The organism is Barnesiella sp. ET7 (assembly GCF_024733785.1).
In the GTDB taxonomy this organism is placed as follows: domain Bacteria; phylum Bacteroidota; class Bacteroidia; order Bacteroidales; family Barnesiellaceae; genus Barnesiella; species Barnesiella merdigallinarum.
In genome coordinates, this window is record NZ_JANRHM010000008.1 from 115,086 (window position 1) to 137,791 (window position 22,706).

Annotated in this window: 23 protein-coding genes and 1 tRNA gene; 8 read left to right on the plus strand and 16 right to left on the minus strand. The window is 53.2% G+C overall.

The features are described from left to right. Position 1 precedes the first annotated feature (1 nt). From NW211_RS06865 to NW211_RS06885, 5 genes are all read right to left on the minus strand, one after another. Positions 2-454 carry a DUF6108 family protein gene (locus tag NW211_RS06865; RefSeq protein WP_258327368.1) on the minus strand — a complete coding sequence of 151 codons (453 nt, stop codon included), beginning with the start codon at positions 452-454 and terminating at the stop codon, positions 2-4. An 11-nt stretch (positions 455-465) separates the two neighbouring features. Beyond that, positions 466-930, minus strand: a complete 465-nt coding sequence (locus tag NW211_RS06870) for a hypothetical protein (RefSeq protein ID WP_258327369.1) — start codon at positions 928-930, stop codon at positions 466-468. Beyond that, positions 920-1,429, minus strand: a complete 510-nt coding sequence (locus NW211_RS06875) for an RNA polymerase sigma factor (protein ID WP_258327370.1) — start codon at positions 1,427-1,429, stop codon at positions 920-922. Before NW211_RS06875 ends, NW211_RS06870 begins: the two co-directional genes overlap by 11 nt. A gap of 174 nt (positions 1,430-1,603) precedes the next feature. Further along, entirely contained in the window at positions 1,604-2,959 is a 1,356-nt protein-coding gene (locus NW211_RS06880; protein WP_258327371.1) for an outer membrane beta-barrel protein, read from the minus strand. Further along, positions 2,946-3,503: an RNA polymerase sigma factor gene (locus NW211_RS06885; protein ID WP_258327372.1), complete on the minus strand. Its 558-nt coding sequence runs from the start codon at positions 3,501-3,503 to the stop codon at positions 2,946-2,948. Before NW211_RS06885 ends, NW211_RS06880 begins: the two co-directional genes overlap by 14 nt. A 158-nt stretch (positions 3,504-3,661) precedes the next feature. Here NW211_RS06885 and NW211_RS06890 point away from each other — a divergent pair, with 158 nt between their 5' ends. Beyond that, on the plus strand, positions 3,662-4,420 hold the full coding sequence (locus tag NW211_RS06890) for a NigD-like protein (RefSeq protein WP_258327373.1): 759 nt from the start codon (positions 3,662-3,664) through the stop codon (positions 4,418-4,420). Positions 4,421-4,549: 129 nt separating this feature from the next. On the opposite strand, the gene pncB is transcribed toward NW211_RS06890, so the two are convergent. The 6 genes from pncB to NW211_RS06920 form a co-directional block, all read right to left on the minus strand. Beyond that, entirely contained in the window at positions 4,550-5,752 is a 1,203-nt protein-coding gene (gene pncB, locus NW211_RS06895) for a nicotinate phosphoribosyltransferase (protein WP_258327374.1), read from the minus strand. 114 nt (positions 5,753-5,866) lie between these two features. Continuing rightward, positions 5,867-5,937: transfer RNA gene (locus NW211_RS06900), tRNA-Gln, on the minus strand. A 99-nt stretch (positions 5,938-6,036) separates the two neighbouring features. Continuing rightward, complete coding sequence (locus NW211_RS06905; RefSeq protein WP_087408548.1) at positions 6,037-6,765, minus strand: 1-acyl-sn-glycerol-3-phosphate acyltransferase; 729 nt, start codon at positions 6,763-6,765, stop codon at positions 6,037-6,039. Between the two features lie 183 nt (positions 6,766-6,948). Then, entirely contained in the window at positions 6,949-7,659 is a 711-nt protein-coding gene (locus NW211_RS06910) for a response regulator transcription factor (RefSeq protein ID WP_087408547.1), read from the minus strand. A 2-nt stretch (positions 7,660-7,661) separates the two neighbouring features. Beyond that, positions 7,662-9,203: a sensor histidine kinase KdpD gene (locus NW211_RS06915; RefSeq protein WP_087408546.1), complete on the minus strand. Its 1,542-nt coding sequence runs from the start codon at positions 9,201-9,203 to the stop codon at positions 7,662-7,664. A 234-nt stretch (positions 9,204-9,437) separates the two neighbouring features. Then, on the minus strand, positions 9,438-11,597 hold the full coding sequence (locus tag NW211_RS06920) for a translation factor GTPase family protein (RefSeq protein ID WP_087408545.1): 2,160 nt from the start codon (positions 11,595-11,597) through the stop codon (positions 9,438-9,440). A gap of 151 nt (positions 11,598-11,748) precedes the next feature. Between NW211_RS06920 and hemW the strand changes: the two genes are divergently transcribed. Further along, positions 11,749-12,879 carry a radical SAM family heme chaperone HemW gene (gene hemW, locus NW211_RS06925; RefSeq protein WP_258327375.1) on the plus strand — a complete coding sequence of 377 codons (1,131 nt, stop codon included), beginning with the start codon at positions 11,749-11,751 and terminating at the stop codon, positions 12,877-12,879. Positions 12,880-12,903: 24 nt separating this feature from the next. Here the strand turns inward: hemW and NW211_RS06930 are convergent, their stop codons facing one another. Both NW211_RS06930 and rlmH read right to left on the minus strand, forming a co-directional pair. Next, positions 12,904-13,575: a DUF2490 domain-containing protein gene (locus NW211_RS06930; protein WP_087408544.1), complete on the minus strand. Its 672-nt coding sequence runs from the start codon at positions 13,573-13,575 to the stop codon at positions 12,904-12,906. A gap of 2 nt (positions 13,576-13,577) precedes the next feature. Continuing rightward, on the minus strand, positions 13,578-14,051 hold the full coding sequence (rlmH, locus tag NW211_RS06935) for a 23S rRNA (pseudouridine(1915)-N(3))-methyltransferase RlmH (RefSeq protein ID WP_087408543.1): 474 nt from the start codon (positions 14,049-14,051) through the stop codon (positions 13,578-13,580). Positions 14,052-14,167: 116 nt separating this feature from the next. Here rlmH and nadC point away from each other — a divergent pair, with 116 nt between their 5' ends. From nadC to NW211_RS06955, 4 genes are all read left to right on the plus strand, one after another. After that, positions 14,168-15,016: a carboxylating nicotinate-nucleotide diphosphorylase gene (gene nadC, locus NW211_RS06940; RefSeq protein ID WP_258327376.1), complete on the plus strand. Its 849-nt coding sequence runs from the start codon at positions 14,168-14,170 to the stop codon at positions 15,014-15,016. Between the two features lie 296 nt (positions 15,017-15,312). Continuing rightward, positions 15,313-15,621 carry a TM2 domain-containing protein gene (locus NW211_RS06945; protein ID WP_087408541.1) on the plus strand — a complete coding sequence of 103 codons (309 nt, stop codon included), beginning with the start codon at positions 15,313-15,315 and terminating at the stop codon, positions 15,619-15,621. 145 nt (positions 15,622-15,766) lie between these two features. Continuing rightward, positions 15,767-16,585 carry a DUF6591 domain-containing protein gene (locus NW211_RS06950; RefSeq protein WP_258327377.1) on the plus strand — a complete coding sequence of 273 codons (819 nt, stop codon included), beginning with the start codon at positions 15,767-15,769 and terminating at the stop codon, positions 16,583-16,585. 550 nt (positions 16,586-17,135) lie between these two features. Continuing rightward, positions 17,136-17,390 (plus strand): hypothetical protein, encoded by a 255-nt coding sequence (locus NW211_RS06955; protein ID WP_143240927.1) that lies wholly within the window; start codon positions 17,136-17,138, stop codon positions 17,388-17,390. Between the two features lie 172 nt (positions 17,391-17,562). On the opposite strand, the gene NW211_RS06960 is transcribed toward NW211_RS06955, so the two are convergent. From NW211_RS06960 to NW211_RS06970, 3 genes are all read right to left on the minus strand, one after another. Beyond that, positions 17,563-18,891, minus strand: a complete 1,329-nt coding sequence (locus NW211_RS06960; protein WP_258327378.1) for a protein kinase — start codon at positions 18,889-18,891, stop codon at positions 17,563-17,565. 133 nt (positions 18,892-19,024) lie between these two features. Next, complete coding sequence (locus NW211_RS06965) at positions 19,025-19,561, minus strand: hypothetical protein (RefSeq protein ID WP_258327379.1); 537 nt, start codon at positions 19,559-19,561, stop codon at positions 19,025-19,027. Positions 19,562-19,987: 426 nt separating this feature from the next. Next, entirely contained in the window at positions 19,988-20,455 is a 468-nt protein-coding gene (locus tag NW211_RS06970; RefSeq protein ID WP_258327380.1) for a hypothetical protein, read from the minus strand. A 421-nt stretch (positions 20,456-20,876) separates the two neighbouring features. Between NW211_RS06970 and NW211_RS06975 the strand changes: the two genes are divergently transcribed. Then, positions 20,877-22,241, plus strand: a complete 1,365-nt coding sequence (locus NW211_RS06975; protein ID WP_087408535.1) for an MATE family efflux transporter — start codon at positions 20,877-20,879, stop codon at positions 22,239-22,241. A 12-nt stretch (positions 22,242-22,253) separates the two neighbouring features. Next, positions 22,254-22,697: a methylglyoxal synthase gene (locus NW211_RS06980; protein WP_258327381.1), complete on the plus strand. Its 444-nt coding sequence runs from the start codon at positions 22,254-22,256 to the stop codon at positions 22,695-22,697. Positions 22,698-22,706 lie beyond the last annotated feature (9 nt).

Here is a 22,706-nt window from a genome sequence, read left to right on the forward strand (position 1 = left end):
TTTATTGTTTCTTGTTGATAAAGAGTTTGATGAGTCGGTCGAGCTGCGTGTGGCCCTCGAGGTAGATGAGGGTGGCATCGTCGGGCGACAGCTTGCGGAAGAGGATAAACCGGTTCTCTTCGCCCGGTGAGGCCGGGGGCAGTTGGTAGTAGCCGGCTATGGTGTTGTTGCCCGATTTCACCGTTTCGCTGTTGTTGGCCTTGGAGCTGTCGGCTCGCACGGCCGCTTCGAAGAGGGCCACGTCGTCGGGGCGGTCGGTAATGGCGATGCTGCGGAAGAGCGAGAGGTGGTACTCCTTCAGTTTATCCCCCTTGATGAGGACGACAACCGCCTGCTTGTCGTGGTTGTACTGCCCCGCGAAGAGGGGGGCGATGGCCAGACCTTCCTGAGCCTGTGCAACCGATGTGCCGACGAGCAGTAGACAAGTGATGAGTATTTTGTATAACCGTTTCATAACGAGCATGTTTAAGGTATGGATTCGAGGGGTGAGAAGATGGCGTCGAGCTGACTCTCTACGGCGACATCGGTCGAGGCAAACTGCGATACCGACTGTTGCATCTGCGAGATTACCGCTTCGGGGTCGGTCTGTTTTTCGCCATAGACATAGGCTACACAGGTATCGCGTGGTGCCGTGGTGTAGTAGACGATTCCGCCTCCCAGCATCAGGGCTATGCAGGCGGCAGCCGCCCAGACCCGCAGCGCGTGGTGCCGGGTGGCATGCACGCGGGGAGCCGTCTGACGCCGGCCCATCTGGGTGTAGGCGAGTACGGCCCGGGTGTCGTCGTAGCGGTCGTCGGCCTCTCCCGAGAAGAGGAACTTTCGCAACTCCTTCTCTTCGTGCAGCGAGGTTTCGCCGGCGTAGTATCGCTCGATGAGCTGCTCCCAGTCGTGAGGGGTGCGGGTGCTGTGTGTCGATGATTTACCGGTCATGGTCGTATTGTTTTTTATATTGTTCGCGTATGGTCTTGCGGGCTCTCGACAGATTCATGCGTACGGCTGTCGGTTGCATCTGCAGCTCTTGGGCAATCTCTTCGATTTCGAGTCCGCGGAAGTCGCGCATCTCGAGTATGGTCCGCTGGTTCTCGGTCAGGGTACTGTCGATGAGTTGCCGTACCGCCTTGAACCGCTCGGATACGGCGTCGCTCTCGGCAGTCGTTTCGTCGTCGCAGCTATCGCACTGGTCGGGGTCGTACTCGGTGAAACGGGACTTTTGCCGGGCCCGGTCGATGCAGAGGTTGCGGGTGGTGGTGACCGTCAGGGCCGAGGCCTCCTGTTCGTCCCGAATCTTGTCCCGCAGGGGCCACAGGCGGCAAAAGGCATCCTGTATGGCATCGGAGGCGTCGTCTTCGTCTTGAAGAATGCGGCGCGACATCGACAGCAGATTGTCTCGCAAACGCGTGAAAGCCGATAGCAGCGGTTCCTGTTTCATTGTCGGGGTTTGAACGACTTGGGTTTCTCTTTTTGTTTTCTGTAAATGTAACGAACGGCAATCGGCTTTGTAACAGAAAAAGCGGAAAAATTTTTATCGGTCGGGCGATGACAGGGCACAACGGGGTCGGGCGCTATGACGCCGGATAGAGGTTCGCCGTTGACGAACAGTTGGTTAGAAGTCGAATCGCAGACCGGCCTGCAGATTGAGGTTGAAGGGTTTCTCTTTGCGGATGGTCGAGACCTGCGACCCGTCGTCGAAGTAGTAGGCCACGCCCGGTTCGGCGTAGAGGTTGACGTGAGGCGCCAGCTTGAGGGTGATGCCGACGGCTGCCGATACCGACCATTGCAGCGGGTCAATGCTCAGCCGCTCGTCCTGATTGAGCGACGGGCGGTCGTTGGCTTCGTAGTGCGACGACAGGCTGCCATAGATGCACTTCTCGGCCATGCCGCCCCCGATGACATAGAGGTTGAAATAGCGCTTGCGCAGAAAATTCCATTGCAGCTTCAGGGGGATACCCAGGTAGTGCAACTGCTGTTTCTGGGTGTAGTAGGCGGCATCGCCGGCCATGAGGTCGGAGGCGAGGTAGGTATATACCAGTCCCGTTTCGAGAGCGAGAGCCGGGTTGAGCGACTTTTGCACCGTGACGCCTACCGAGATGGGGAAGTGGTGCTTCACGTCGGTGGTAGGTTGGGCGTTGATATTTTGCAGCATGATTTGCTGGTAGGGTGATGCCGATGCCTCCTTGCCGTTGGGCGTCACGCCCGTTTCGGGCGAAGGAAGGCTGGCCATCTCGGCCGTAGCGTAGGGGGCCAGGTTACCGAATCCGCTGCGGTTGTCGGCGGCGGTAATGAGGCTGTTGCCCAGCGAGAGCCCTACGGTCCAGCTTCCGCTTGTGCGGGTCTGTGTGCGGGTCTGTGTGCGGGCCGGGCGGTAGGCGGTCTGTTCGCTCTCGCTCGAGCGGGGGTAGAGCGAGTAGCCTTTGCGCGTACGCGGCGATGGTGTTGCCGGTTGTGCCGTTTGTTCATGGGCTTCTGCCTCGTAGCCCGGTTGGCCGGTTGTGGAGGTGGTGTCGGGTATGACCCGTTGTAATTCGGCTATCGGTTCGCTCTCCGCTGTCGGCAGGGAAGCGGCGGGAGTGACAGGCCGACAGGCTGCCCGAGCCGTGTGGCCGTTTGCCGGCGATTGGGCTTGGGTATAGAGCGGTGTTGCCGGGTTGGAGGCAGAGGGCTCGTTGGAGAGGGCGGGGGTGGGTTGGCCCGTTGTTGGACGGTCGGCTTGAGCCGTTTGCAGCGGAGTCTCGTGGGCGGGTATTCCCGGCGAGAGATATTGCAGCCCGACGAAGCATCCTATCAGAATGGCTGCACAGGCCGCGGCAGCCCACAGCACGGCCCGCCGGCCCACGCGCACCCGGGGGGCCAGCTCTTCGCTCAGCCCCTCCCACACCTCGGGCGGGGGCGTGACCGAATAGTGGTCGAGCTGTTTTTGCCAGCTCTTTCGCCAGTCGTTACTGTTTTTATTCGTCTCCATGTTGTGCCAAATATCTTTTTATTCGACTCATCAATAAGGTGCGTGCCCGGTATAGCTGCGACGAGGAGCTTTTCTCGTTGATATGCAGCAGGCGGGCAATCTCCTTGTGCGACTTGTTCTCGAACGTGTAGAGGTTGAATACCGTGCGGTAACCGTCGGGCAGCTCGGCAATGAAGCGGAGCAAGACCTCGGGGGCGATTTGTTGCACCAGGCCGTCGTCGGTCGAGTCGGGATCGGCCACCTCGGGAGCCTCGTCGAGGTCGACATCGAAATGCTGCGCCTGTTTCCGCGCCTCTTCCAGCGCCGTGTTTACCATGATGCGGCTCAACCACGCTTTCAAAGAACCCTCGCCCCGGTAGTCGAACTTGTCGAGCGAGGTGAACGCCTTGAGGAATCCGTCGTGAAGCAGGTCTTTGGCCGTCTCGCGGTTGCCGGCGTATCGGATACAGAGGGCAAACAACTCGCCGGCATACCGTCGGTAGAGTTCGGCTTGCGCCGAGGGCTCCTTCTGCTTGCAACGCGCTACCAGCTCTGCTTCGTTCATGGGGTGAATCCTGTTATTGAATAAATGCAATGATGTAAAAATACTGCATGGCAGGCGATAGAAAAATTGTTTTTCACTTTTTAACAGTAGCCGGTGCAGTATTTGGAGGTCGTGCCCGTTTATCCCATAAAAGCGAATAAAATTAAATACAAGAAGATATGAAAATGAAACACATGCTGTGGACCGGATTGCTGGGTGTAATCCTGTCGTGCGGGTTGACCTCCTGCGGCGATGACGAAGATGGTTATTACGTGCCCTATTCCTATGCCGTGGGCGATATGGTGGTCGAGGAGGGACACTCGCCCTATATCCTGCTCGATGATAAAAAGACCATGTTCCCCTCGAACGGCGACCGGTTGCCGAGTTACCTGACCAAGAACGGCAAGCGGGTGATTGTCAACTTCACCTTTCTCGACGGGCAGCGCGAGGGGTACGACTACTACATTGTGGTTAACGACATCGACTCGGTATTGGTGAAGAATGTGATACCTATTACTCCCGAAACGACCGACAGCATAGGCAACGACCCGATGAACATATTGAGCATGTGGACGAGCGAAAAGTACCTGACGGTACAGTTCGAAACGCGCGGTCTCGGTAGGGAGAAGCACATGATCAATCTGGTGCGCGACTATTCCGAAGCCGCCGCGCTCGACGAGGAGGGCTACCTGCACCTCAACTTGCGGCACAACCGCATGGACGATCCCGACCTGGACCATTTCCTGTGGGGGGTAGCTTCGTTCCGCATGGACGATATAAAGCGTGAGTTCCCCGACATAAAGGGGTTGAAAATCGAGGTTCGCACGCTGCATGACGGTACCCGCGACTACACCTGCGACTTCGACTATACCGTAGGTTCCGGCTCTACAACCACCGGGACCAGCGAGCGAAGTCTGACCGCCACCTCGGTACGATAGACAGAGAGTAAGTAAGAAGATAGTGTGGCACGAGGGGTTGTGACGGAACGCAAGTTCACGTACACAACCCCTCGTTGTATCTATTCTGCGCTATCTGGGATAACAGGGGGGAATCCGATTCTCCCCAAATTATTTCATATGCAGCGCCTCCATGAACCGGGCAATCACCTCGGCATTACCCGTGTGCTTGCCGTCGTCTTCGCTTATCTTGCAGGTGTCGTTGTAGAACGACCACGATTCGGTGATTTTGGCCGCAATGAGCTTGATGACGATGTTCATCGGTTTTATGCCGTCGAAGTCGTTGGTAAAGTGGGTGCCTATCCCGAACGAGGGTTGGCAGTAGTCCCGGGCATACTGTTGTATCTCGATGGCCTGCTGGGTATTCAGGGCGTTGCTGAAGATGATTTGCTTGCTCTTGGGGTCGATGCCCAGCGAGCGGTATTTCTCCACAATCTTCATCAGCTGCTCGTAGTTGTCGCCGCTGTCGATGCGCAGTCCTTTGAAGAGGTTGGCAAAGTCTTCCGAGAAGTTCATGCTGAATATGTTCCACCCGAAGCTGTCGTAGAGGAAGGTACCCAACGCACCGCGGAAGGTGTTGCGCCAGTAGTCCATGGCCATGTGGTTGGCCATCTGCGGGCCGAACATGCCCCCTATGGCACAGATAAATTCGTGAGCCATGGTGCCCACCGGCAGCAGGTCGTGCTTCATGGCCAGGTATACGTTGCTGGTGCCGACAAACCGGCCGGGCCATTGCTGGCTGTGGTCGCACGCTTTCAAGGCACGCACCACGGTATCTTCGCTCTCGAACGAGGCCCGGCGGCGGGTACCGAAGTCGCTGAATACGCACCCGGCCTCCAATAGCCGTTTGCCTTTTTCGCTGGTTTTCGTGTAGTACGCGTCGTAGTCGAAGTGTTGGTTCTGGCCGGTCATGGCGTAGTAGAGTTCCGAGATGATGGCCAGCAGTTTTACCTCCAGCAGAATGGTGTTGGCCCAACTGCCTTCGATGTCGACATGCAGGTGCCCCTCCTCGTCCTGACGCACCTTCACCCACTCGTGGTTGTAGCGGAAGCCCTTCAGGTAGGTGTAGAACCAGGTGGGGATATAGCGGCACTGCCGTTTCATAAACTCGATTTCTTCGTCGGTGATGATGACCGAGTCGAGCATCTCTATCTGTTCGCTCAGAGCCTGGGCAAATCCGGCCGGATAGACGGTGTTGTCGCGGTCGGTAAAGGTATATTTCACCTGTGCTCGCGGGAAGTTGTCGATTACGGCACAGCACATGGTAAACTTATACAGGTCATCGTCGGTAAAGTGGGTGATGATTTGTCGCATGACGAAAAGATTTTGAAATCATATTCTACTTACAAACATACGGAAAAATCTTCGATTTATAACAAAAGGGGAGTATACAAAAAAACCACCTTCGTGAAAGAAGGTGGCTTTTTGTTGTCCGGGAAGGATTCGAACCCTCACAGGCGGAACCAGAATCCGAAGTGCTACCATTACACCACCGGACAAGCTTTGTTTTTGTTTTGCGACTGCAAAGTTGCAATTTTATTTTTATATGGCCATCATTAGAGGCACAAATTTTCTCGTGTTTAATATTTTTTTACACTTCATCCTCTCAACGGGAGAGCCGATTCGATTACCTGATACGACTCTTTCATCAGCCGGTCGAGGTCATGTCCTTGATTCTTATCGGGATAGATGGGCGGATGTATGGTGAGGATGATTTTTCCCGGTTTGAAGTTGTAGGTGGTGCGGGGCATCACGGCGAAGGCTCCGTCGATGGTGAGGGGTACCACGGGGAGCGAAAACTCTACGGCCAGCTGGAAGGCTCCGCGTTTGAAGGGACGCATGGCACCGGTCCAGGTGCGGGCTCCCTCGGGGAATACGACGAGCGACATGCCGCCCTGCAGGGTGGCTTCGGCCTGTTGCAGGGTCTCTTTCACACCGCTGGGGGTGGAGTTGTCGACAAAGATATGGCCGGCGGCGGCGCAGGCGCTCCCCACGAAGGGGATGTGGCGCAGGCTCTTTTTCATCATCCACTTGAAATTGTGGTTGAGGTAGCCGTAGATGAGAAATATGTCGTAGGCTCCCTGGTGGTTGGCCACGAATACATAGGAGGTATTTTTGTCGATGTTTTCGCGCCCGCGTACTTCGATACGTACCAGCGAGAAGATGCAGAAGAGCCGCGACCAGATGTGGGCGGGGTAGTAGCCCCAGACGTTGCCTTTGCCCAGGCGGCACCCGATGAGGGTGATGATGGCGGTGAGCAGGGTGAGTACGAGCAGGATAGGCATGGCGATGAGCCACTGGTATAGGAATGTAAGGATACGTAACATGGACTGTTTCTTTTTCGTTTGATGTGGTTTGGTTGCAAAGATAGTGTACCCCCGAGGTAGAAACAAATTTTAAGACGATGAATTGATGGCCGGGGTGTGTCGTGTCGGCTCCGGACCAGGTTGTCGGACATAAGAAAAGGCGGCTTTGCGGGCCGCCTTTTCAGGAGTTTGTGCAGACGAGGTTTATTTCGTTTTGGCTTCTACATCGGGGGCAATGAGTTTGTAGCCCTTGCCGTGGATGTTGATGATTTCGATCGACGGGTCGTCTTTGAGGTGTTTACGCAGTTTGGTGATGTAAACATCCATGCTTCGTGCGTTGAAGTAGTTGTCGTCGATCCAGATGGTCTTGAGGGCGAAGTTCCGCTCGAGAATCTCGTTGACGTGAGCGCACAGGAGGCTGAGCAGCTCCGACTCCTTGGTGGTGAGTTTGGTGCTTTTGTCGTCGATGGCGAGAACCTGTTTCTGGGTATCGAAGGTGAAGCGTCCGATCTTGTACATGGTCACCTCTTTGCCCTTCTTGCCCTTTACGCGGCGCAGGATGGCTTCGATACGGAACACGAGCTCTTCCATGCTGAAGGGCTTGGTGATATAGTCGTCGGCACCGATTTTGAAACCTTCGAGGATGTCTTCTTTAAGCGACTTGGCAGTCAAGAATATGATGGGGACTTCGCTGTTTACGGTACGAATCTCTTGGGCCAGTGTGAATCCGTCTTTTTTAGGCATCATCACGTCGAGCACGCACAGGTCGTATTTGCCTTTGAGGAATGCCTTGTATCCGCTTTCACCGTCGGAGAAGAGGTCGGCGGCATAGCCTTTGGCTTGCAGATACTCTCTTAACAGCATGCCCAGATTCTCATCATCTTCGCAGAGTAGAATACGCAATCTTTCTTCCATAATCATTTGTTTTTTATTAGTGGTAGTGTAATTATAAATGTCGAACCTTGGTTAATCTCGCTCTCTACGCGGATGTCGCCCTTGAGGTCGGTGATGATTTTGTGGACGTAGGCGAGGCCCAGTCCGAAACCTTTCACGTCGTGGCGGTTGCCGGTAGATACGCGATAGAACTTGTCGAATATCTTTTTCAGGTCTTCCCGTTTGATGCCTATACCGTTGTCGCGAATCGAAATCTCGACCTTGTCGCCGATGGTGCGGGTGCGGATGAAGAGCGAGAGGGGCTCCTCTTCGCGGCGGTATTTCACGGCGTTGTCGAGCAGGTTGAAGATGACGTTGGTAAAGTGCATCTCATCGACCGATACGATGGCATCTTCGGCTTCGAGGTCGGCGTCGATTACGCCGCCATACTTCTCGACCTTCAGTTTGAAGGTGCTCATTACGCTGGTCACGATGTCGTTCACGTCGACGTTGTGCAGTTTCATCAGCGTCTTCTGCCGGTCAAACATCGACATCTGCAGCACCTTCTCGACCTGGAAGCGCAGCCGCTTGGTCTCGTCGTTGATGACGCCCGAGATGTGCTGGAACAGGGCCGGGCTCTTGGCCACCGAGGGGTCGTTGAGCATCTGGGCCGCCAGCGATATGGTCGAGATAGGGGTCTTGAACTCGTGGGTCATGTTGTTGATAAAGTCGTTTTTCATCTCGGTGAGCTTCTTCTGGCGGAAGGCTACGATGATGGTAAACAGGAAGGTTACCAACAGGATGAAGGTGAAGGCAAACGAGGGTATCATGAACTTGACCGAGCTCGATATGTAGTTCCGCTTGGTGGGGAAGTAGACCTTCAGGTAGTTGATACGGGCCGGCGGATCGTTGGGGAAGATGGCCTGGGTGAAGAGGTTCCCTTCGATCTTGGGATCGTACTGGTTGGAACTGTAAAGAATCTTTTCGTTCTTGTTGTAGATGGCAAACTGGAACGGCAGGTTGAGCCCGTTGTTCTCAAACTCCGATTTCAGGTAGGTCTCGAGTTTCTTGATGTCGATACGCTCCATCACGGGCCGCGTGCTGGCCTTGCTGAGCATGTTGAGTATCACCTCGTTGAGCAGTCCCTTCTGGTAGAGGTATTGTCCCTTGCGGGCCTCTTGCATGTTGCGGTAGGTGCTGATGAGGGTGTTGTGGTCCTTGGGCTGCGGAGCTGCCGGGGTGATGATGGTGCTCGTCTGCTCGCGGAAAGAGAAGCTCGCCACCGAACCGTCGGGCGACACGATGGAGAACTGATGGTGCGTAGTGATGTCTTGCTGGTCGTTTCTCTGTTCGTAAGAGGAGAGCATTTTCTTTTCCTCTTCTTCCAGGTACTCGTCCAGATAGCGTTGCGTTTCGTCCAGTTCGAGGCTTGTCGATACCGCATACAGGCTCCGTTTAACGGCTTCGGTAAATTGCTCGTTCCTCATTTTTATCATGTTCTCCATATACATGATTTGTATATAGAGCAACCCGATAAACGTGAGTGCCATAATGATGGCCAGTAGCCAGATTGTTGACTTTTTCATTGCGTTTGCCTCTTTGTTTTTTCCGGTTGAACGGGTGCGGTGCTTGTGTTTTTTACATCATTTGCACAAATTTATTACATAAACACCGAATCCGCTATTTTTGTTTTATTTTATGAAAACCTATAAAAGCTTATTGTTTAACACTTTCCCGCAAATTTAACAAATAAGTGTTTATATGCAAAAAAGCCACTGGGAAAAACCAGTGGCTTTTTAATTATTTAACAAAACGGGGCTTTATTCGTCGGTTTGTTCAGCTTCGTAGGCCTTGAGCAGCTTCTCTTGAACGTCGGAAGGAACGAGTTCGTACGAGGCGAATTTCATCGAGAACGACGAGCGGCCGCCGGTAATCGAGCTGAGTGCGGTCGAGTAGGACGACATCTCTTTCAAGGGTACCTTGGCGGTAATCTTTTCGAAACCCTTTTCGCTGGCCATACCCATGATGATGGCGCGGCGCCCTTGCAGGTCGCTCATCACATCGCCCATGACATCCGACGGGGTGAGCACCTCTACGTCGTAAACGGGCTCGAGAATCTTGGGCCCGGCGTTGCGGAAGGCTTCGCTGAAGGCGTTGCGGCCGGCCAGGCGGAAGGAGATTTCATTCGAGTCTACCGGGTGCATCTTACCGTCGTAGATACAAACACGCACGTCGCGGGCATACGAGCCGGTGAGGGGGCCTTGCTCCATGCGGTCCATCAATCCCTTGACGATGGCCGGGATAAAGCGGGCATCGATGGCACCGCCCACGATACAGTTGCAAACCACCAGCTTGCCGCCCCACTCGAGGTCGATGGTCTGGGTGTCGCGCACGTTCATGCGGTACTCCTGGTTGTTGAACTTGTAGGTGTCGGGAGCCGGCATACCTTCGTAGTAGGGCTCGACGATGAGGTGAACCTCGCCGAACTGTCCGGCACCACCCGACTGTTTCTTGTGGCGGTAGTCGGCACGGGCTGCCTTGGTAATGGTTTCGCGATAGGGGATGCGCGGCTCGATGAATTCGACAGCGAGTTTGTCGTTGTTTTCGATACGCCATTTGAGGGTGCGCAGGTGGAATTCGCCCTGTCCCGAGACGATGGTCTGTTTCAGCTCTTTCGATTGCTCGATTTGCCAGGTGGGGTCCTCTTCGTGCATGCGGGTGAGGATTTCGCTCAGCTTCTCGGCATCGGCCTCGTTGACCGGCTTGATGGCCCGCTGGTATTTGGGAGCCGGGTATTTGATGAAGTCGAAGTGATATTCACAGCCTTTGGCATTGAGGGTGTTGCCCGTGCGCACGTCTTTGAGCTTGACCGAAGCGCCTATGTCGCCGGCCTGGAGTTCTTCGACCGGGGTGCGTATCTGGCCGCACACGCAGAAGAGCTGGGCCAACCGCTCGCGGCCGTCGCCACGATCTACGTTCACGAGGTCGTCGCCTTGGTGTACCGTACCCGACATGACTTTGAAGTAGGAGACCTCGCCGATGTGGGGCTCGACTGTTGTCTTGAAGCAGAAGAGGCTCGTGGGGCCGTTGGCGTCGGGGGCTACCTCTTCGCCTGCGGTGTTCACGGGTTTGGGCATCTCCGATACGAAGGGAACCACGTTGCCGAGGAACTCCATCATACGGCGTACACCCATGTCGCGCAGGGCGCTCACACAGAATACGGGGTAGATGCTGCGCGTTACCAATCCCTTGCGGATACCTTCGCGCATCTCGTCTTCGGTCAAGGAGCCTTGCTCGAAGAATTTCTCCATCAGGGTCTCGTCGTTTTCGGCAGCGGCTTCGACCAGTTTTTGATTCAGTTCCCGAGCTTTTTCCATTTCGCTTTCGGGAATGTCCGATATGGTGGGCTTGCCGCCTTCGGGCGACCAGCTATACATTTTCATAAGCAGTACGTCGATCATGGCGTTGAACGACGGTCCGCAACTGAGCGGGTATTGCACTTGAACGATTCGGTTGCCGAATGTCTCGCGCATCTGGTGGATTACGTTTTCGTAATCGGCCTTTTCGCCGTCGAGTTGGTTCATGGCGAAAAGAATGGGTTTATTCAGGCTTTCGGCTGTACGGAAGATGTTTTGAGTTCCTACCTCGACACCGTATTGCGAGTCGATGACGATGACTCCCGTATCCGTTACATTGAGGGCGGTGATGGCGCTACCCACGAAGTCGTCGGCTCCCGGGCAGTCGATCACGTTTAGTTTCTTTCCTAAAAATTCGGCATAAAAAACTGTGGAAAATACCGAGTATCCATACTCTTTTTCCACAGGGAAATAGTCCGATACGGTGTTCTTACCTTCGACGGTCCCGCGGCGTTTTATTACACCACACTCGTAGAGCATAGCTTCTGCGAGGGTGGTCTTACCCGAGCCTTTACTTCCCAAGAGGGAGATGTTTTTGATTTCGTGAGATTGGTAAACTTTCATGATATTAAAGTTTTTTGATAAAACAAGAACGCTTGTGGCGCGTTTGAAACAAAGCGTTCGCAAATTAGAAATTATATTCCGAAAAAGCAACGGTGCAAACTATGTTACAAAACATTGTTTGTGAATCGAAGTTTTGTACTTTTGCACCTTGATGGCTGGTATCTATATACATATTCCGTTTTGTACGAGTCGCTGTGTCTATTGCGACTTCTTTTCGTCGACCGACTCGTCGTGGCGCGGGCGCTATGTCGAGGCGGTGTGCCGCGAACTGCAGTTGCGTCGCGACGAGCTGGGGGGAGAGCCGGTGTCGACCGTCTATCTGGGCGGGGGGACACCCTCGACGCTCACGGTGGCCGAGCGGGCCCGACTGTTCGACGCCCTCTCGACGGTGGTCGACTGGGGGGCGTGCAGCGAGGTGACCCTCGAGGCGAATCCCGATGATGTGACTCCCGAGTTTGTCGCGTCGCTGGCCGATACGCCGGTCAACCGCTTGAGTATGGGTGTGCAGAGTTTCTCCGATGCCGACCTGGCCTTCCTGCGCCGGCGCCATACGGCCCGGGGGGCTGTCGAGGCGGTGGAGCTTTGCCAGGCGACCGGCTACGACAACCTCAGCATCGACCTCATCTATGGACTGCCGGGCCAGACCCTCGAGGGATGGCAGGCCAATCTGCAACAGGCGGTATCGCTGGGCGTGTCGCATATCTCGGCTTACAGTCTTATTTATGAGGTGGGCACGGCCCTGTGGCGCATGCGCGAGCGGGGCGAGGTGAAGGAGTGTGACGAGGAGTTGTCGCTGCGGATGTTCGACGAACTGATAGACCGGCTGGCCGCTGCCGGATATGAGCACTACGAGATTTCCAATTTTGCCCGCGACCGGCGGTATGCCCGGCACAATACCTCGTACTGGACCGGGGTGCCCTACCTGGGGCTTGGTGCGGCGGCTCACAGCTACGACGGTCGGGTGCGGCGCATCAATCCCGCTTCGTTGCGCAGGTATGTCGAGGCTGTCGAGTCGGGGCGAACGGCCTGCGACGAGGAGTGCGAGAGCCGCGACAGCCTCTACAACGAGCGTATCCTTACCTCGCTGCGCACCTGCTGGGGGCTCGATTTGGAACGGTTGCGGGCCGACTTCGGCGAGGAGCGTCTGCAATATTGTCTCGAGCAGGCACAGCCGCACTTGCGGGGCGGACGGCTCGCTATCGACAACGGTGTGATGCGTATTACCCGCCAGGGTATCTTCACCTCCGACGATGTGATGAGCGACCTCTTCTGGGTCGATTAAGGGGTGATGTCTCTTCCTCTCTGCTTACAGCTTCAGCTTATAGCCAAATGAAATAAAGGTGTTGAGTTGCTGGGGAGCCGTGCTGATGAGGTGCTCCTCACGCACCTTGCACTCGATGGCGTTTTTGTTGTCGATGCGGTATTCGACTCCGGCGTCGTACCATACCCGGTCGAACTCACCGGCGTGGCTGCCGTTGAGCATGAGGAATATGTCGGCGTGGAAGAAGGGGGTCCAGCGACTGTCGGGGATGGCGTAGCTGAAGAGCAACTTGTTCCGCCACTTGTTCACCGGTTTGCTGGTGCCCACCGTGTAGGTCGACTCGAATCGCGAGCTGAGCGACATGGACCACCGGTTCACCGGGTAGGAGAAGGTAGCCCCCAGGTGGTACCGGTTGCGGTTCTTGTAGGTGCCCGGGGGAGTCTGCTGGTTCATGTAATAGTAGAGCACGTTCAATTTCAAATACTTGGGTATGGCGGTATACGATACCGTGAAGATGGGCATGTAGCGCTCGTAGTATTTGCCCAGAGTCCATACGTTTTGCTGCAGTTGCAGGTTCACCCGGCCGAACTGTTTCGACACGGTGAAGTTCCACAACGAGCCCACCTGACTGCTGTATTCCCGGGCATGGGCCTCCGGGGCGGTGCAGGCCAGCAACAGGGCTGCGGTGAGGATTGATTGGTAGAAAAACCGTTTCATGCTTATTCGTGATGATAAGGTTCGTTGTTGAGAATAGTCATGGCCCGGTAGAGTTGTTCGGTGAAGATGAGGCGAATCATCTGGTGCGAATAGGTCATCTTCGAGAGCGAAATCTTTTCGTGAGCCGTCTGGTAGATGCGGTCGGAAAATCCGTAGGGGCCCCCCACGACGAAGACCAGCCGTCTGGCCACGTTGGCCATCTTCTTTTCGAGATAGGCGGCAAACTGCATCGAGGTGAACTCCTTGCCGTGCTCGTCGAGCAGCACGATGTAGTCGCCGGGCTGCAAGGCCTTCAGGATGAGGTCGGCCTCCCGTTCCTTTTGCTGGTCGGTGCTGAGGCTTTTGGTGTTGCGCAGTTCGGGGATGACAATCGTCTCGAACGGCACATAGTGCGCGAGCCGTTTGCTGTACTCCTCGATGCCAGCGACAAAGTACGGTTCCACCGTTTTACCCACGACCAGTAGCGATATTTTCATGCTGTTTTGTAAATTTTCTGCAAAATTACTATAAACAAAGAGTAAAATCAAACTTGTTTTGCTCTTTCCCTTGTGTTATCTTTGCGGTTGCTTAAAAAATATAAAAACAGAAAGATATGAAAACTACCGAGCAGTTGGTCGACGAGTTGATCGACCTGGCATTTGCCGAGGATATAGGCGACGGAGACCACACGACCTTGTGTTGTATACCCGCAACGGCCATGGGAAAATCGAAATTGCTGATTAAGGAACCCGGTGTATTGGCCGGTGTGGAGGTAGCCCGCGAGATATTCCACCGCTTCGACCCCGAGTTGAAGATGACCGTCTATATCGAGGATGGAGCCGAGGTGAAACCCGGCGATGTCGCCTTTGTTGTTGAGGGACGTGTGCAATCGCTTTTGCAAACCGAGCGCCTCATGCTCAACGTGATGCAGCGCATGAGCGGTATCGCTACCATGACCCGCCGTTATGTGAAACGGCTCGAGGGGCTGCACACCCGCATACTCGACACCCGCAAGACCACGCCGGGCATGCGCATGCTCGAGAAGGCTGCCGTGAAGATAGGCGGCGGGGTGAACCACCGCATCGGGCTCTTCGACATGATTTTGTTGAAAGACAACCATGTCGATTTTGCCGGCGGTATCGAAAACGCCATTACCCGCTGTCACCACTATCTGAAAGAGAAAGGCAAAGACCTGAAGATCGAAATCGAGGTGCGCAATCTTGACGAGCTGCGCGAAGTGATGCGCGTGGGCGGCGTCGACCGCATCATGCTCGACAACTTCTCGCCCGAGCTCACTCGCGAGGCGGTGAAAATTGTCGGCGGCAAATATGAAACCGAGTCGTCGGGCGGTATCACCTACGACACCATACGCGACTATGCCGAGTGTGGCGTCGACTTCATCTCGGTGGGTGCGCTCACCCACTCGGTGAAGGGGCTCGACATGAGCTTCAAGGCTTGTTAAGCAAATAATCGTTTTATCAATAGGCAGCGCCCTGAAAGTTACAACACTTTCAGGGCGCTTTTGTTTTCTGCCTTGTGCCGCGCGGTAGGGGATGCGTGGCTCTGCACCCGGGGGGAGGTCCTGCATGTTCCCGGGATAGGACTATGTATTTGGATGTATTTATTGTTGAAAATGAGGTAGATATGATTCGTAGCCCTAAAAGTAGGCCCAAAAAGGGCTATGGTTTTTTAAGGGTGAATATAGATATTTGCAGAAAAATCAACATTTATTAGTATTCACCTTAAATATTAAAAACTATGTATTGTCAAAAATGTGGAGCTAACCTTGAAGAAGGTTCGGTAGCTTGCCCCAAATGTGGAACACCTACGGGAATCAATAGCGATGTAAAGTCGGGAGCCAGTGAGAAGAGCCGTTTGGTTGCTTTCCTCTTCTGTTTCTTTTTAGGTAGTCTGGGTGCACACCGTTTCTATGTAGGGAAAACGGGAACGGCCATAGCGATGTTGTTCACGCTCGGTGGATTAGGTATCTGGACCTTCATCGACTGGATTATGATTTTGGCTGGTAAGTTCACCGACAAAGAGGGTCGTACCTTGCTGAATTGGTAAGACGAACAGAAATCTGCTTGAACCGTGAGATGCTTGATGACGTGTCACGGGTAATTTATCCCCAATCTGTAATATAAAGGCAGTAAAGACAAAATCTAAATAACTATTTGTATTAAATAAAATTATCAAATTAAACAAAATTATTATGAAAAAGACTCTTTTTGTATTTGGACTTGCCGCTATTGTGGCTATGATGGCATCTTGTTCGGGATCTGGAGAAGAACCCAAAAACATTACTCCAACAACTACTGAGTTTTCTGCTGGAGAGGTGGCAAAATATGTGGAAGTAGTAGATCAACCTGCCGAGTTGACTTATACGGAAAAAGAATACTATCAATACTTGCGTCTTAAGGTTACTTTGAAGCTGATACAAGACGGAATTAAAGATGTGGATGCCCGTGATATTCACTTTCAGTCTTCTTTCTTAGGAGGGGTTTATATTAATCTTGTCGATGAAAGTGGGTCAAGAATTGACGCTTTGAGTATGAGAAGTGAAGATGATCTTAAATTTAAGAAATTCCTTACGGGAAACATGGGCGATACGGCCGTATTCGTGTTTGAAGTAAATTATGGTAATGATGAATTAGCACGAGAACGCTTTAAGAATGCTGTACAGTTTACCCCTGATGAAACTCCTACTAGCATTGTCTTGGGAGGGGAAAGTAATGCCACTGTATCGGATAGTGATTCCAGCGACGCAGCAGTTTCCAGCGATAGCGATGGTGAAGATTGGGATTCCCTGCTGGATTCGTATGAAGAGTATGTCGATATGTACATCTCGTTACTGAAAAAGGCCAGTTCCGGCGATTTGAGTGCCGTGTCGGAGTATACGAGTTATATGAGCAAGGCTCAGGAGGTCAGCCAGAAAATGGCGGATGCTACGAGCAAATTGTCTCCTGCTCAATTAAGCCGGTTCAATAAGATTAACCAGAAGATGCTTCAGGCTGCACAAAACATGAACTAACTTTTTTCATCGCATCTCGAGGAGTGAGCCCCGGCAGACAATTCCGTGGATGCCGGGTGTTCACGCCTCGGCGGGCGATGGGGTGCCGGAGAGTTATGCAGATTGATATATACACATTAAATATTCGGTTATGAAAAAAATTTTGTTTTTGCTGGTGGGGCTGTTAACTTCGATAAGCCTGTTCGCATACGACGATTTTGATATTATTGAAGGGACAACTCCTATCAGTTTGCCCACAGACGCTCTTATCGTTAACGGCCAACCGATACTCTGCGATAGAATGACTTGGGAAATCGATGATTTTGGCGAGTTGGGTAAGACGGTGCGGCTGATACCTACTTTTTCGGGGGAGACCTTGCAATATTTGAAATCACAAAATGTGCTCCAGTCTTTTAATTTTTTTGTCTCGGGGAAAATCTTTTTGGTTCGTATGAAGGACATGGATGCATATGGTATTTGTCGGGGAAGTGTGAACAAGCCCATTATATGTGCCGTGTTGGCTACGAAGGACGGTAAAACCAGATGTATCATTAACAAAACAGCGGAGTCTATGGTTTTCAACGACTTCTATAAGGGTATGCCGAAATCGGCCGTGGAAGAGTATGCCTCCAAAATCGGTACGAGCCGGTTCGTCTTTATGGGTAATAAAGGTGGACTCAAATGCTACTCCTTGAAGTTCCTGGACATGAAGAAAGAGTATAACATCTTTGGCGATTACCACTATGAGGTCAATAACAACAAAGATTATTGCTACTTCTATTTCGATGCCAATAACAAGCTGGTGAAGTGGATACAATTCATGTAATAGCGTATGGATTGTTCCATTTGTGAAATGAAAGAATTACGGGTGTTAATGTGTCGCTTTTTAAATATTTACTGCTATTCACAGGGGATTGTTGTATAATTTAATATCAACGTCGTGAAAAGAGGGGACGGGCTCCGGCTGTAAGGTCGGGGCTCGTTCCGTTTGCGGGCGGTCAGAATCCCAGCTTCTTGCCCAATCGGGCCATTATGCGTACGAGCGAGTCGTGCTGCGCGGGTGGGAGGGTGTTGACGGTGGGTAGCGAGGAGCACAGCGAGTCGATGGTGTGATGTTGGCGGGTGTATACCGCAAAGGCCACATCGGTCTCTTCGGCCACTGTGCCGTCGGGGTGTGGCGGATATTTCTGCACAATCGATTTCAGGTAGGGCATCGTGAATCTGTAATAGGGACCGGCGTACATGATAGCCATTTCCTTGTATTTCTGTTTTTTTATCTGGGCAATTGCCGGTTCGTAATAGGGGGCGAATTCTTTTTCGAAACGCTTGCGGAGCACTTCCCGGCGTTGCAGCTTTTGGGCGAGTCGGGCCTGCTCGGTCTCCTGGGTATAGGAGGCTACTTTTTCGACAATCTGCTTTTCGGTTTGGATAGAGTCCTGCAGGGTCTGTGCCTTGATTTCATCGGCCGTTTTCTGATATACCGAGTCGATGCCTTGGGTGATGCGTTGCTCGATTTGCATCGTTTCGTTGTGCCGATGGATAAGGGATGCCGTGACCGATGCGGCCACGATGAGCACGGCGGCGACCGATGCGACGATAACCGGCTGGCGGTCCCGGCGTTTGATCAGGGCACGCAGGGCCTGTATGTTCCGGGGCCGTTCCGACGGGTCTGTCTGGCTGCACCGGCGGGCTATATGCACATATTTGCGGCCTCCGAAAATCAGGTTTATCAGGCGGCCGAGCGTGAAGATGTCGGAGGTCGTCCCGGCCGACCCGGTGCCGTTGAGAATCTCGGGGGCGGTGTATCCGTCGGAGCCGCCGATGTAGCCTTTGTAGGCACTGTCGGCGCTGGCCGAGAACCCGAAATCGATGATGCGGGCCGCCTTGTTGCCGTTGACAATGATGTTGTCGGGCTTCAGGTCGTTGTGTATGATGCCGCGGTGGTGCAGGTAGTCCATCCCGTCGAGAATGTCGTTGAGCACCGATTTGCGCTCATCCAGAGTGGGATTGGTCGCTACAAATTCGTCGAGCGTCAGGCCGTCGATATATTCCATGACAATGGCCGGCCCCACGGGGGTGCTGGGGTTGAACTCCAGGGTGTTGACAATGCAGGGGTGATTCAGGTTACAGGACAGCTCGTATTCCCGGCGAAGAATCTCGAGCAGCATCGAATCGTCGGCAACCGGTGTCTTGAGGATAATATACTTGGTCCCTTTCTGCGCCTTGTAGATGCGGAACATGCGCCCTTCGCTGATTACCCCGAGAATGGTTATGGATGTATCGGTTGGCTCCGTTTCCAGGTATGTAGGCTTGGAATATATCCTCATGATTCGCTATTTGTAGTTCGGGAGTAAATATAGCGATTATAATGAGAGTCTGAAAAAAATATGGTAATAGAAATTGGCGGACAGGCAATAATCGGTGAGCGGTGCGATGCCGTTACCGGGTGGAAAACCCGGATTACAGTTTCTCGAGAATGGTCAGCCCGTTGTCGAGGCCCATGGCATATCGCTGGCACAGTTCGCCCCCATGTACCAGATTGTCGACAAAGAGCGGATAGTGTTTCATCAGTATGCTGCACTCGAAGCTGTCGCCGTTTTGCAAGGTAGAGTTTTTGCAGTCGATGGCCTTGAAGGTGCGACCGCCCTGAAATTCGATGATGCACACGCGGTCGGGCAGCCACCCGATGCGTAGCCGGTCGCCCGGGGCGAGTTCCTCGACCCGGATGGAGTGATGGCTTTGCAGAATGTCCGATTCGGTTTTGGAGTCCTGTTTCAGATGGCTGCAGAATGCCTCCCAGTGGTTGAACCCGATGTAACGGCATAGCACGTCGAGCGTGCGGGTATAGGTGGTGCTATACCCTTTGATGCACCCCCAAAGGCGGCGCAGGGTGTTGTCGGCCAGATGTTCGTTGGTGATACGTTCAATCTCTGCACCGAAAAGGGTAAAGTCGGATCGGCTCTCTATCTTGTGACCGAAACGCTTTTCTGCAGCCATCTTCAGGGCTGCTATTTGAGGTAAATCTGTTTGTACTGCCATATCAATAGCGAAGATAGATAATAATCTTTACAGAAACCAAACAGATGCAAACAAAGAACCAAAAAGGACCGCGAATTTGCAAAGTTTCTCAAAATGTGGTGGCTGCAGCCGTTTTATTGGGGTGGATGTTTATTGTCTTGGTTATCTGGGTTATCCTTTTGGTCGTATGGCCGGATGGGAGTGGATATTCCCCTTTTTATTGGCCGGTGTGGGTCCTTCTATGTCCGGCTTCGATAGCCGGCCAAAAACGAGAGACTGATTTTGAATTGAGCCGGGGAGGAAGTAATATAAGGAGCGGCAGGGCCCATATACACTTCGAGGCCGCACTCGTTTGCCGGGTACAGCCTCGAAATGAGATTTATTTGTCTTTGTTTTACAGGATTCCTAATTGTTGAGCACCAGGCGGAATACCATATCCTCGGGGCGCTGTTGGGCAAAGTCGCTGTATTGCACATAGAAGGCCACGCTGCCCGGCATGTAGTCGTAGGTATAGGTCTCGGTCCAGAGCATCTCCTGGCCGCTCTGGGCGTCGGTGCTGCCCCGGTGTATGGTGTAGGGCAGGGGGGTGATGACCTCGTCGTTGGTGCCGGGCGATTGTACCAGGTAGCCCAGCACGTAGCCGTTGAGGTAGAGGTCGTCGGTGATGTCGGCATTTTGGAACACATACATGTAGTAGGTGTTGAGCCCGTCTTCGGTGGTGACGAGTTCCCAGTCTTGCGACTTCACGGTGTAGGTGTAGTATTTCCAGTACATGCCTTCGCCAGGTACTCCCTGCGGACCTTGCGGACCCATGGGACCTTCGCAGGAGAACAGAGCTAAACTTATGATAACCAATAATAAAAGCTTTTTCATTGTCTCTTTTCGAATTAACGGTTTGGATAACAGATTGGAACGGAGGCTCTTGCGGGTTGTCGCCGCGTGCCGTACGTGACCGAGACTCCCTGTTCCTTTCGCAAATATAACAAGGAGTTGCAAAAAACAGTTCTGTTTTCGGAGAATTTAATTTTTTTAATGAACCGCGATGGTGCGTGGGGTGTATGCGAGAGGGATAATGTCGTAGACGAGTGTGTCATGTGCGGTTTGCGAACAACTGTTGCACTCTGTGTGTTTTATTAAAAATACCGATTTGTTATAAAATACTTATGTTCATGCCAAGGGTGCCGAATAATTTGTACCTTTGTCGCGGAGAGACAAAGATAGAACGGGGCCTGCAACAGGGCTTTGCTCATCGGGTTCTGTTTTTGTTGGCATAATTGCGAAATTAGGAAAAACTATGACAGATCGTACTTCCCCATTGATTCTCGGTTCCGAGCCTATCGGTAAACTGTTGGTACAGTATTCGGTGCCGGCTATTATCGCGATGACTGTTACATCGCTCTACAACATCATCGACAGTATCTTTATCGGCCATGGAGTAGGGGCGTTGGCTATCGCCGGTCTGGCCATTACCTTCCCGTTGATGAACCTGGTGGTTGCCTTTTGTACGCTGGTGGGTATAGGCGGTGCCACCATCAGCTCCATCTTCCTGGGGCAGGGCGACCAGGTGCGGGCTACCGAGGTAGTGCACAATGTGTTGTTCATGTGCATTGTCAATGCCATCTGCTTCGGTGGGTTGACCTTCCTGTTTCTCGATCCCATTCTGCTCTTCTTCGGTGCCAGTCACGACACGTTGCCCTACGCCCGCGACTTCATGCAGGTGATTCTGCTGGGTACCCCCATTACCTATGTCTTTATCGGTCTCAACAACGTGATGCGGGCCACGGGTTATCCCCGCAAGGCCATGCTCTCGTCGCTGCTTACGGTGGGGTGCAACGTGATATTGGCCCCTATCTTCATCTTCTCGCTGGGTTGGGGCATCCGGGGGGCTGCACTGGCCACGGTAGCTTCGCAAACGGTAGCCATGGTGTGGGTGCTGGTGCACTTTTCCAATAAAAACAGTTTCGTTCACTTCGACCGCCGTTATGCCCGGCTGAAGGCCCGGGTGGTAGGCAAGATTTTCTCGATAGGCATGTCGCCCTTCCTGATGAACGTGTGTGCCTGCGTGGTGGTGATCTTCATCAACAACGCGTTGCAGCGTACGGGCGGCGACCTGGCCATCGGTGCCTACGGTATCGTGAACCGCACGCTCATGCTCTTTGTGATGATTGTGATGGGTATTACTCAGGGCATGCAGCCTATCGTGGGTTACAACTTCGGTGCCAAGCAGTACGACCGGGTGCGCAAGGTGTTGCGCTACGGCATCACGGCTGGAGTGTCGGTAATGACCGTGGGCTTTATCTTGAGCGAGTTGTTTCCCCATGCCATCGTGGCCCTCTTTACTACGAGCGAAGAGTTGGTAGACTTGTCGGTGGTGGGGTTGCGCATCTGTTGTGCCATGTTCCCCTTTGTGGGTTGTCAAATTGTGATTTCCAACTTCTTCCAGTCGATAGGGCGGGCGCCGGTGTCGATATTTCTCTCCCTGTCGCGGCAGTTGCTTTTCCTGCTGCCGTTGCTGCTGATATTGCCCGATTACTGGTCGACCAACGGGGTGTGGTGGAGCATGCCCATATCCGATTTCATTGCATTCGTGATAGCCGTCGTGGTGCTGATGATACACCAGCGGTCTATCCACAGAAAATATCAAAGTGTTCAATCTTAAAAGTAAGGAGCTATGAAAAAGAGATTAACCATTGCGCTGGTTGCGCATGATAACCGCAAAGCCGATATGGTGGAGTGGGTGAAACACAATGCCGAGTTGCTGTCGCACCATCATCTGGTGTGTACGGGTACGACGGGACATTTGGTTAAGGAGGCTTTTGATGAGTTGCATATCCCGGCCGATGTGACCTGCATGAACTCGGGTCCGTTGGGTGGCGATGCCGAAATAGCCGCATTGGTGGTGCGCCATCAGGTCGACTTGGCCATCTTCCTTATCGACGATCTCAACCCGCAACCGCACGAGGCCGATATACAGATGCTGTTGCGTCAGTGTCGGGTGCACAATGTGCCTATTGCCTGCAACCGGTACAGCGCCGATTTGATGATTACGAGTACCCTGTGGGATGACGAATCCTATGAGCCCAGTGAGCCGAAATATATCTATTTCAAACGATAAGAGGTTCTT

Coding starts and splice junctions, on each gene's coding strand:
- NW211_RS06865 (WP_258327368.1), bottom strand. CDS start 454: ATGAAACGGTTATACAAAATACTCATCACTTGTCTACTGCTCGTCGGC.
- NW211_RS06870 (WP_258327369.1), bottom strand. CDS start 930: ATGACCGGTAAATCATCGACACACAGCACCCGCACCCCTCACGACTGG.
- NW211_RS06875 (WP_258327370.1), bottom strand. CDS start 1,429: ATGAAACAGGAACCGCTGCTATCGGCTTTCACGCGTTTGCGAGACAAT.
- NW211_RS06880 (WP_258327371.1), bottom strand. CDS start 2,959: ATGGAGACGAATAAAAACAGTAACGACTGGCGAAAGAGCTGGCAAAAA.
- NW211_RS06885 (WP_258327372.1), bottom strand. CDS start 3,503: ATGAACGAAGCAGAGCTGGTAGCGCGTTGCAAGCAGAAGGAGCCCTCG.
- NW211_RS06890 (WP_258327373.1), top strand. CDS start 3,662: ATGAAAATGAAACACATGCTGTGGACCGGATTGCTGGGTGTAATCCTG.
- pncB (WP_258327374.1), bottom strand. CDS start 5,752: ATGCGACAAATCATCACCCACTTTACCGACGATGACCTGTATAAGTTT.
- NW211_RS06905 (WP_087408548.1), bottom strand. CDS start 6,765: ATGTTACGTATCCTTACATTCCTATACCAGTGGCTCATCGCCATGCCT.
- NW211_RS06910 (WP_087408547.1), bottom strand. CDS start 7,659: ATGGAAGAAAGATTGCGTATTCTACTCTGCGAAGATGATGAGAATCTG.
- NW211_RS06915 (WP_087408546.1), bottom strand. CDS start 9,203: ATGAAAAAGTCAACAATCTGGCTACTGGCCATCATTATGGCACTCACG.
- NW211_RS06920 (WP_087408545.1), bottom strand. CDS start 11,597: ATGAAAGTTTACCAATCTCACGAAATCAAAAACATCTCCCTCTTGGGA.
- hemW (WP_258327375.1), top strand. CDS start 11,749: ATGGCTGGTATCTATATACATATTCCGTTTTGTACGAGTCGCTGTGTC.
- NW211_RS06930 (WP_087408544.1), bottom strand. CDS start 13,575: ATGAAACGGTTTTTCTACCAATCAATCCTCACCGCAGCCCTGTTGCTG.
- rlmH (WP_087408543.1), bottom strand. CDS start 14,051: ATGAAAATATCGCTACTGGTCGTGGGTAAAACGGTGGAACCGTACTTT.
- nadC (WP_258327376.1), top strand. CDS start 14,168: ATGAAAACTACCGAGCAGTTGGTCGACGAGTTGATCGACCTGGCATTT.
- NW211_RS06945 (WP_087408541.1), top strand. CDS start 15,313: ATGTATTGTCAAAAATGTGGAGCTAACCTTGAAGAAGGTTCGGTAGCT.
- NW211_RS06950 (WP_258327377.1), top strand. CDS start 15,767: ATGAAAAAGACTCTTTTTGTATTTGGACTTGCCGCTATTGTGGCTATG.
- NW211_RS06955 (WP_143240927.1), top strand. CDS start 17,136: ATGGTTTTCAACGACTTCTATAAGGGTATGCCGAAATCGGCCGTGGAA.
- NW211_RS06960 (WP_258327378.1), bottom strand. CDS start 18,891: ATGAGGATATATTCCAAGCCTACATACCTGGAAACGGAGCCAACCGAT.
- NW211_RS06965 (WP_258327379.1), bottom strand. CDS start 19,561: ATGGCTGCAGAAAAGCGTTTCGGTCACAAGATAGAGAGCCGATCCGAC.
- NW211_RS06970 (WP_258327380.1), bottom strand. CDS start 20,455: ATGAAAAAGCTTTTATTATTGGTTATCATAAGTTTAGCTCTGTTCTCC.
- NW211_RS06975 (WP_087408535.1), top strand. CDS start 20,877: ATGACAGATCGTACTTCCCCATTGATTCTCGGTTCCGAGCCTATCGGT.
- NW211_RS06980 (WP_258327381.1), top strand. CDS start 22,254: ATGAAAAAGAGATTAACCATTGCGCTGGTTGCGCATGATAACCGCAAA.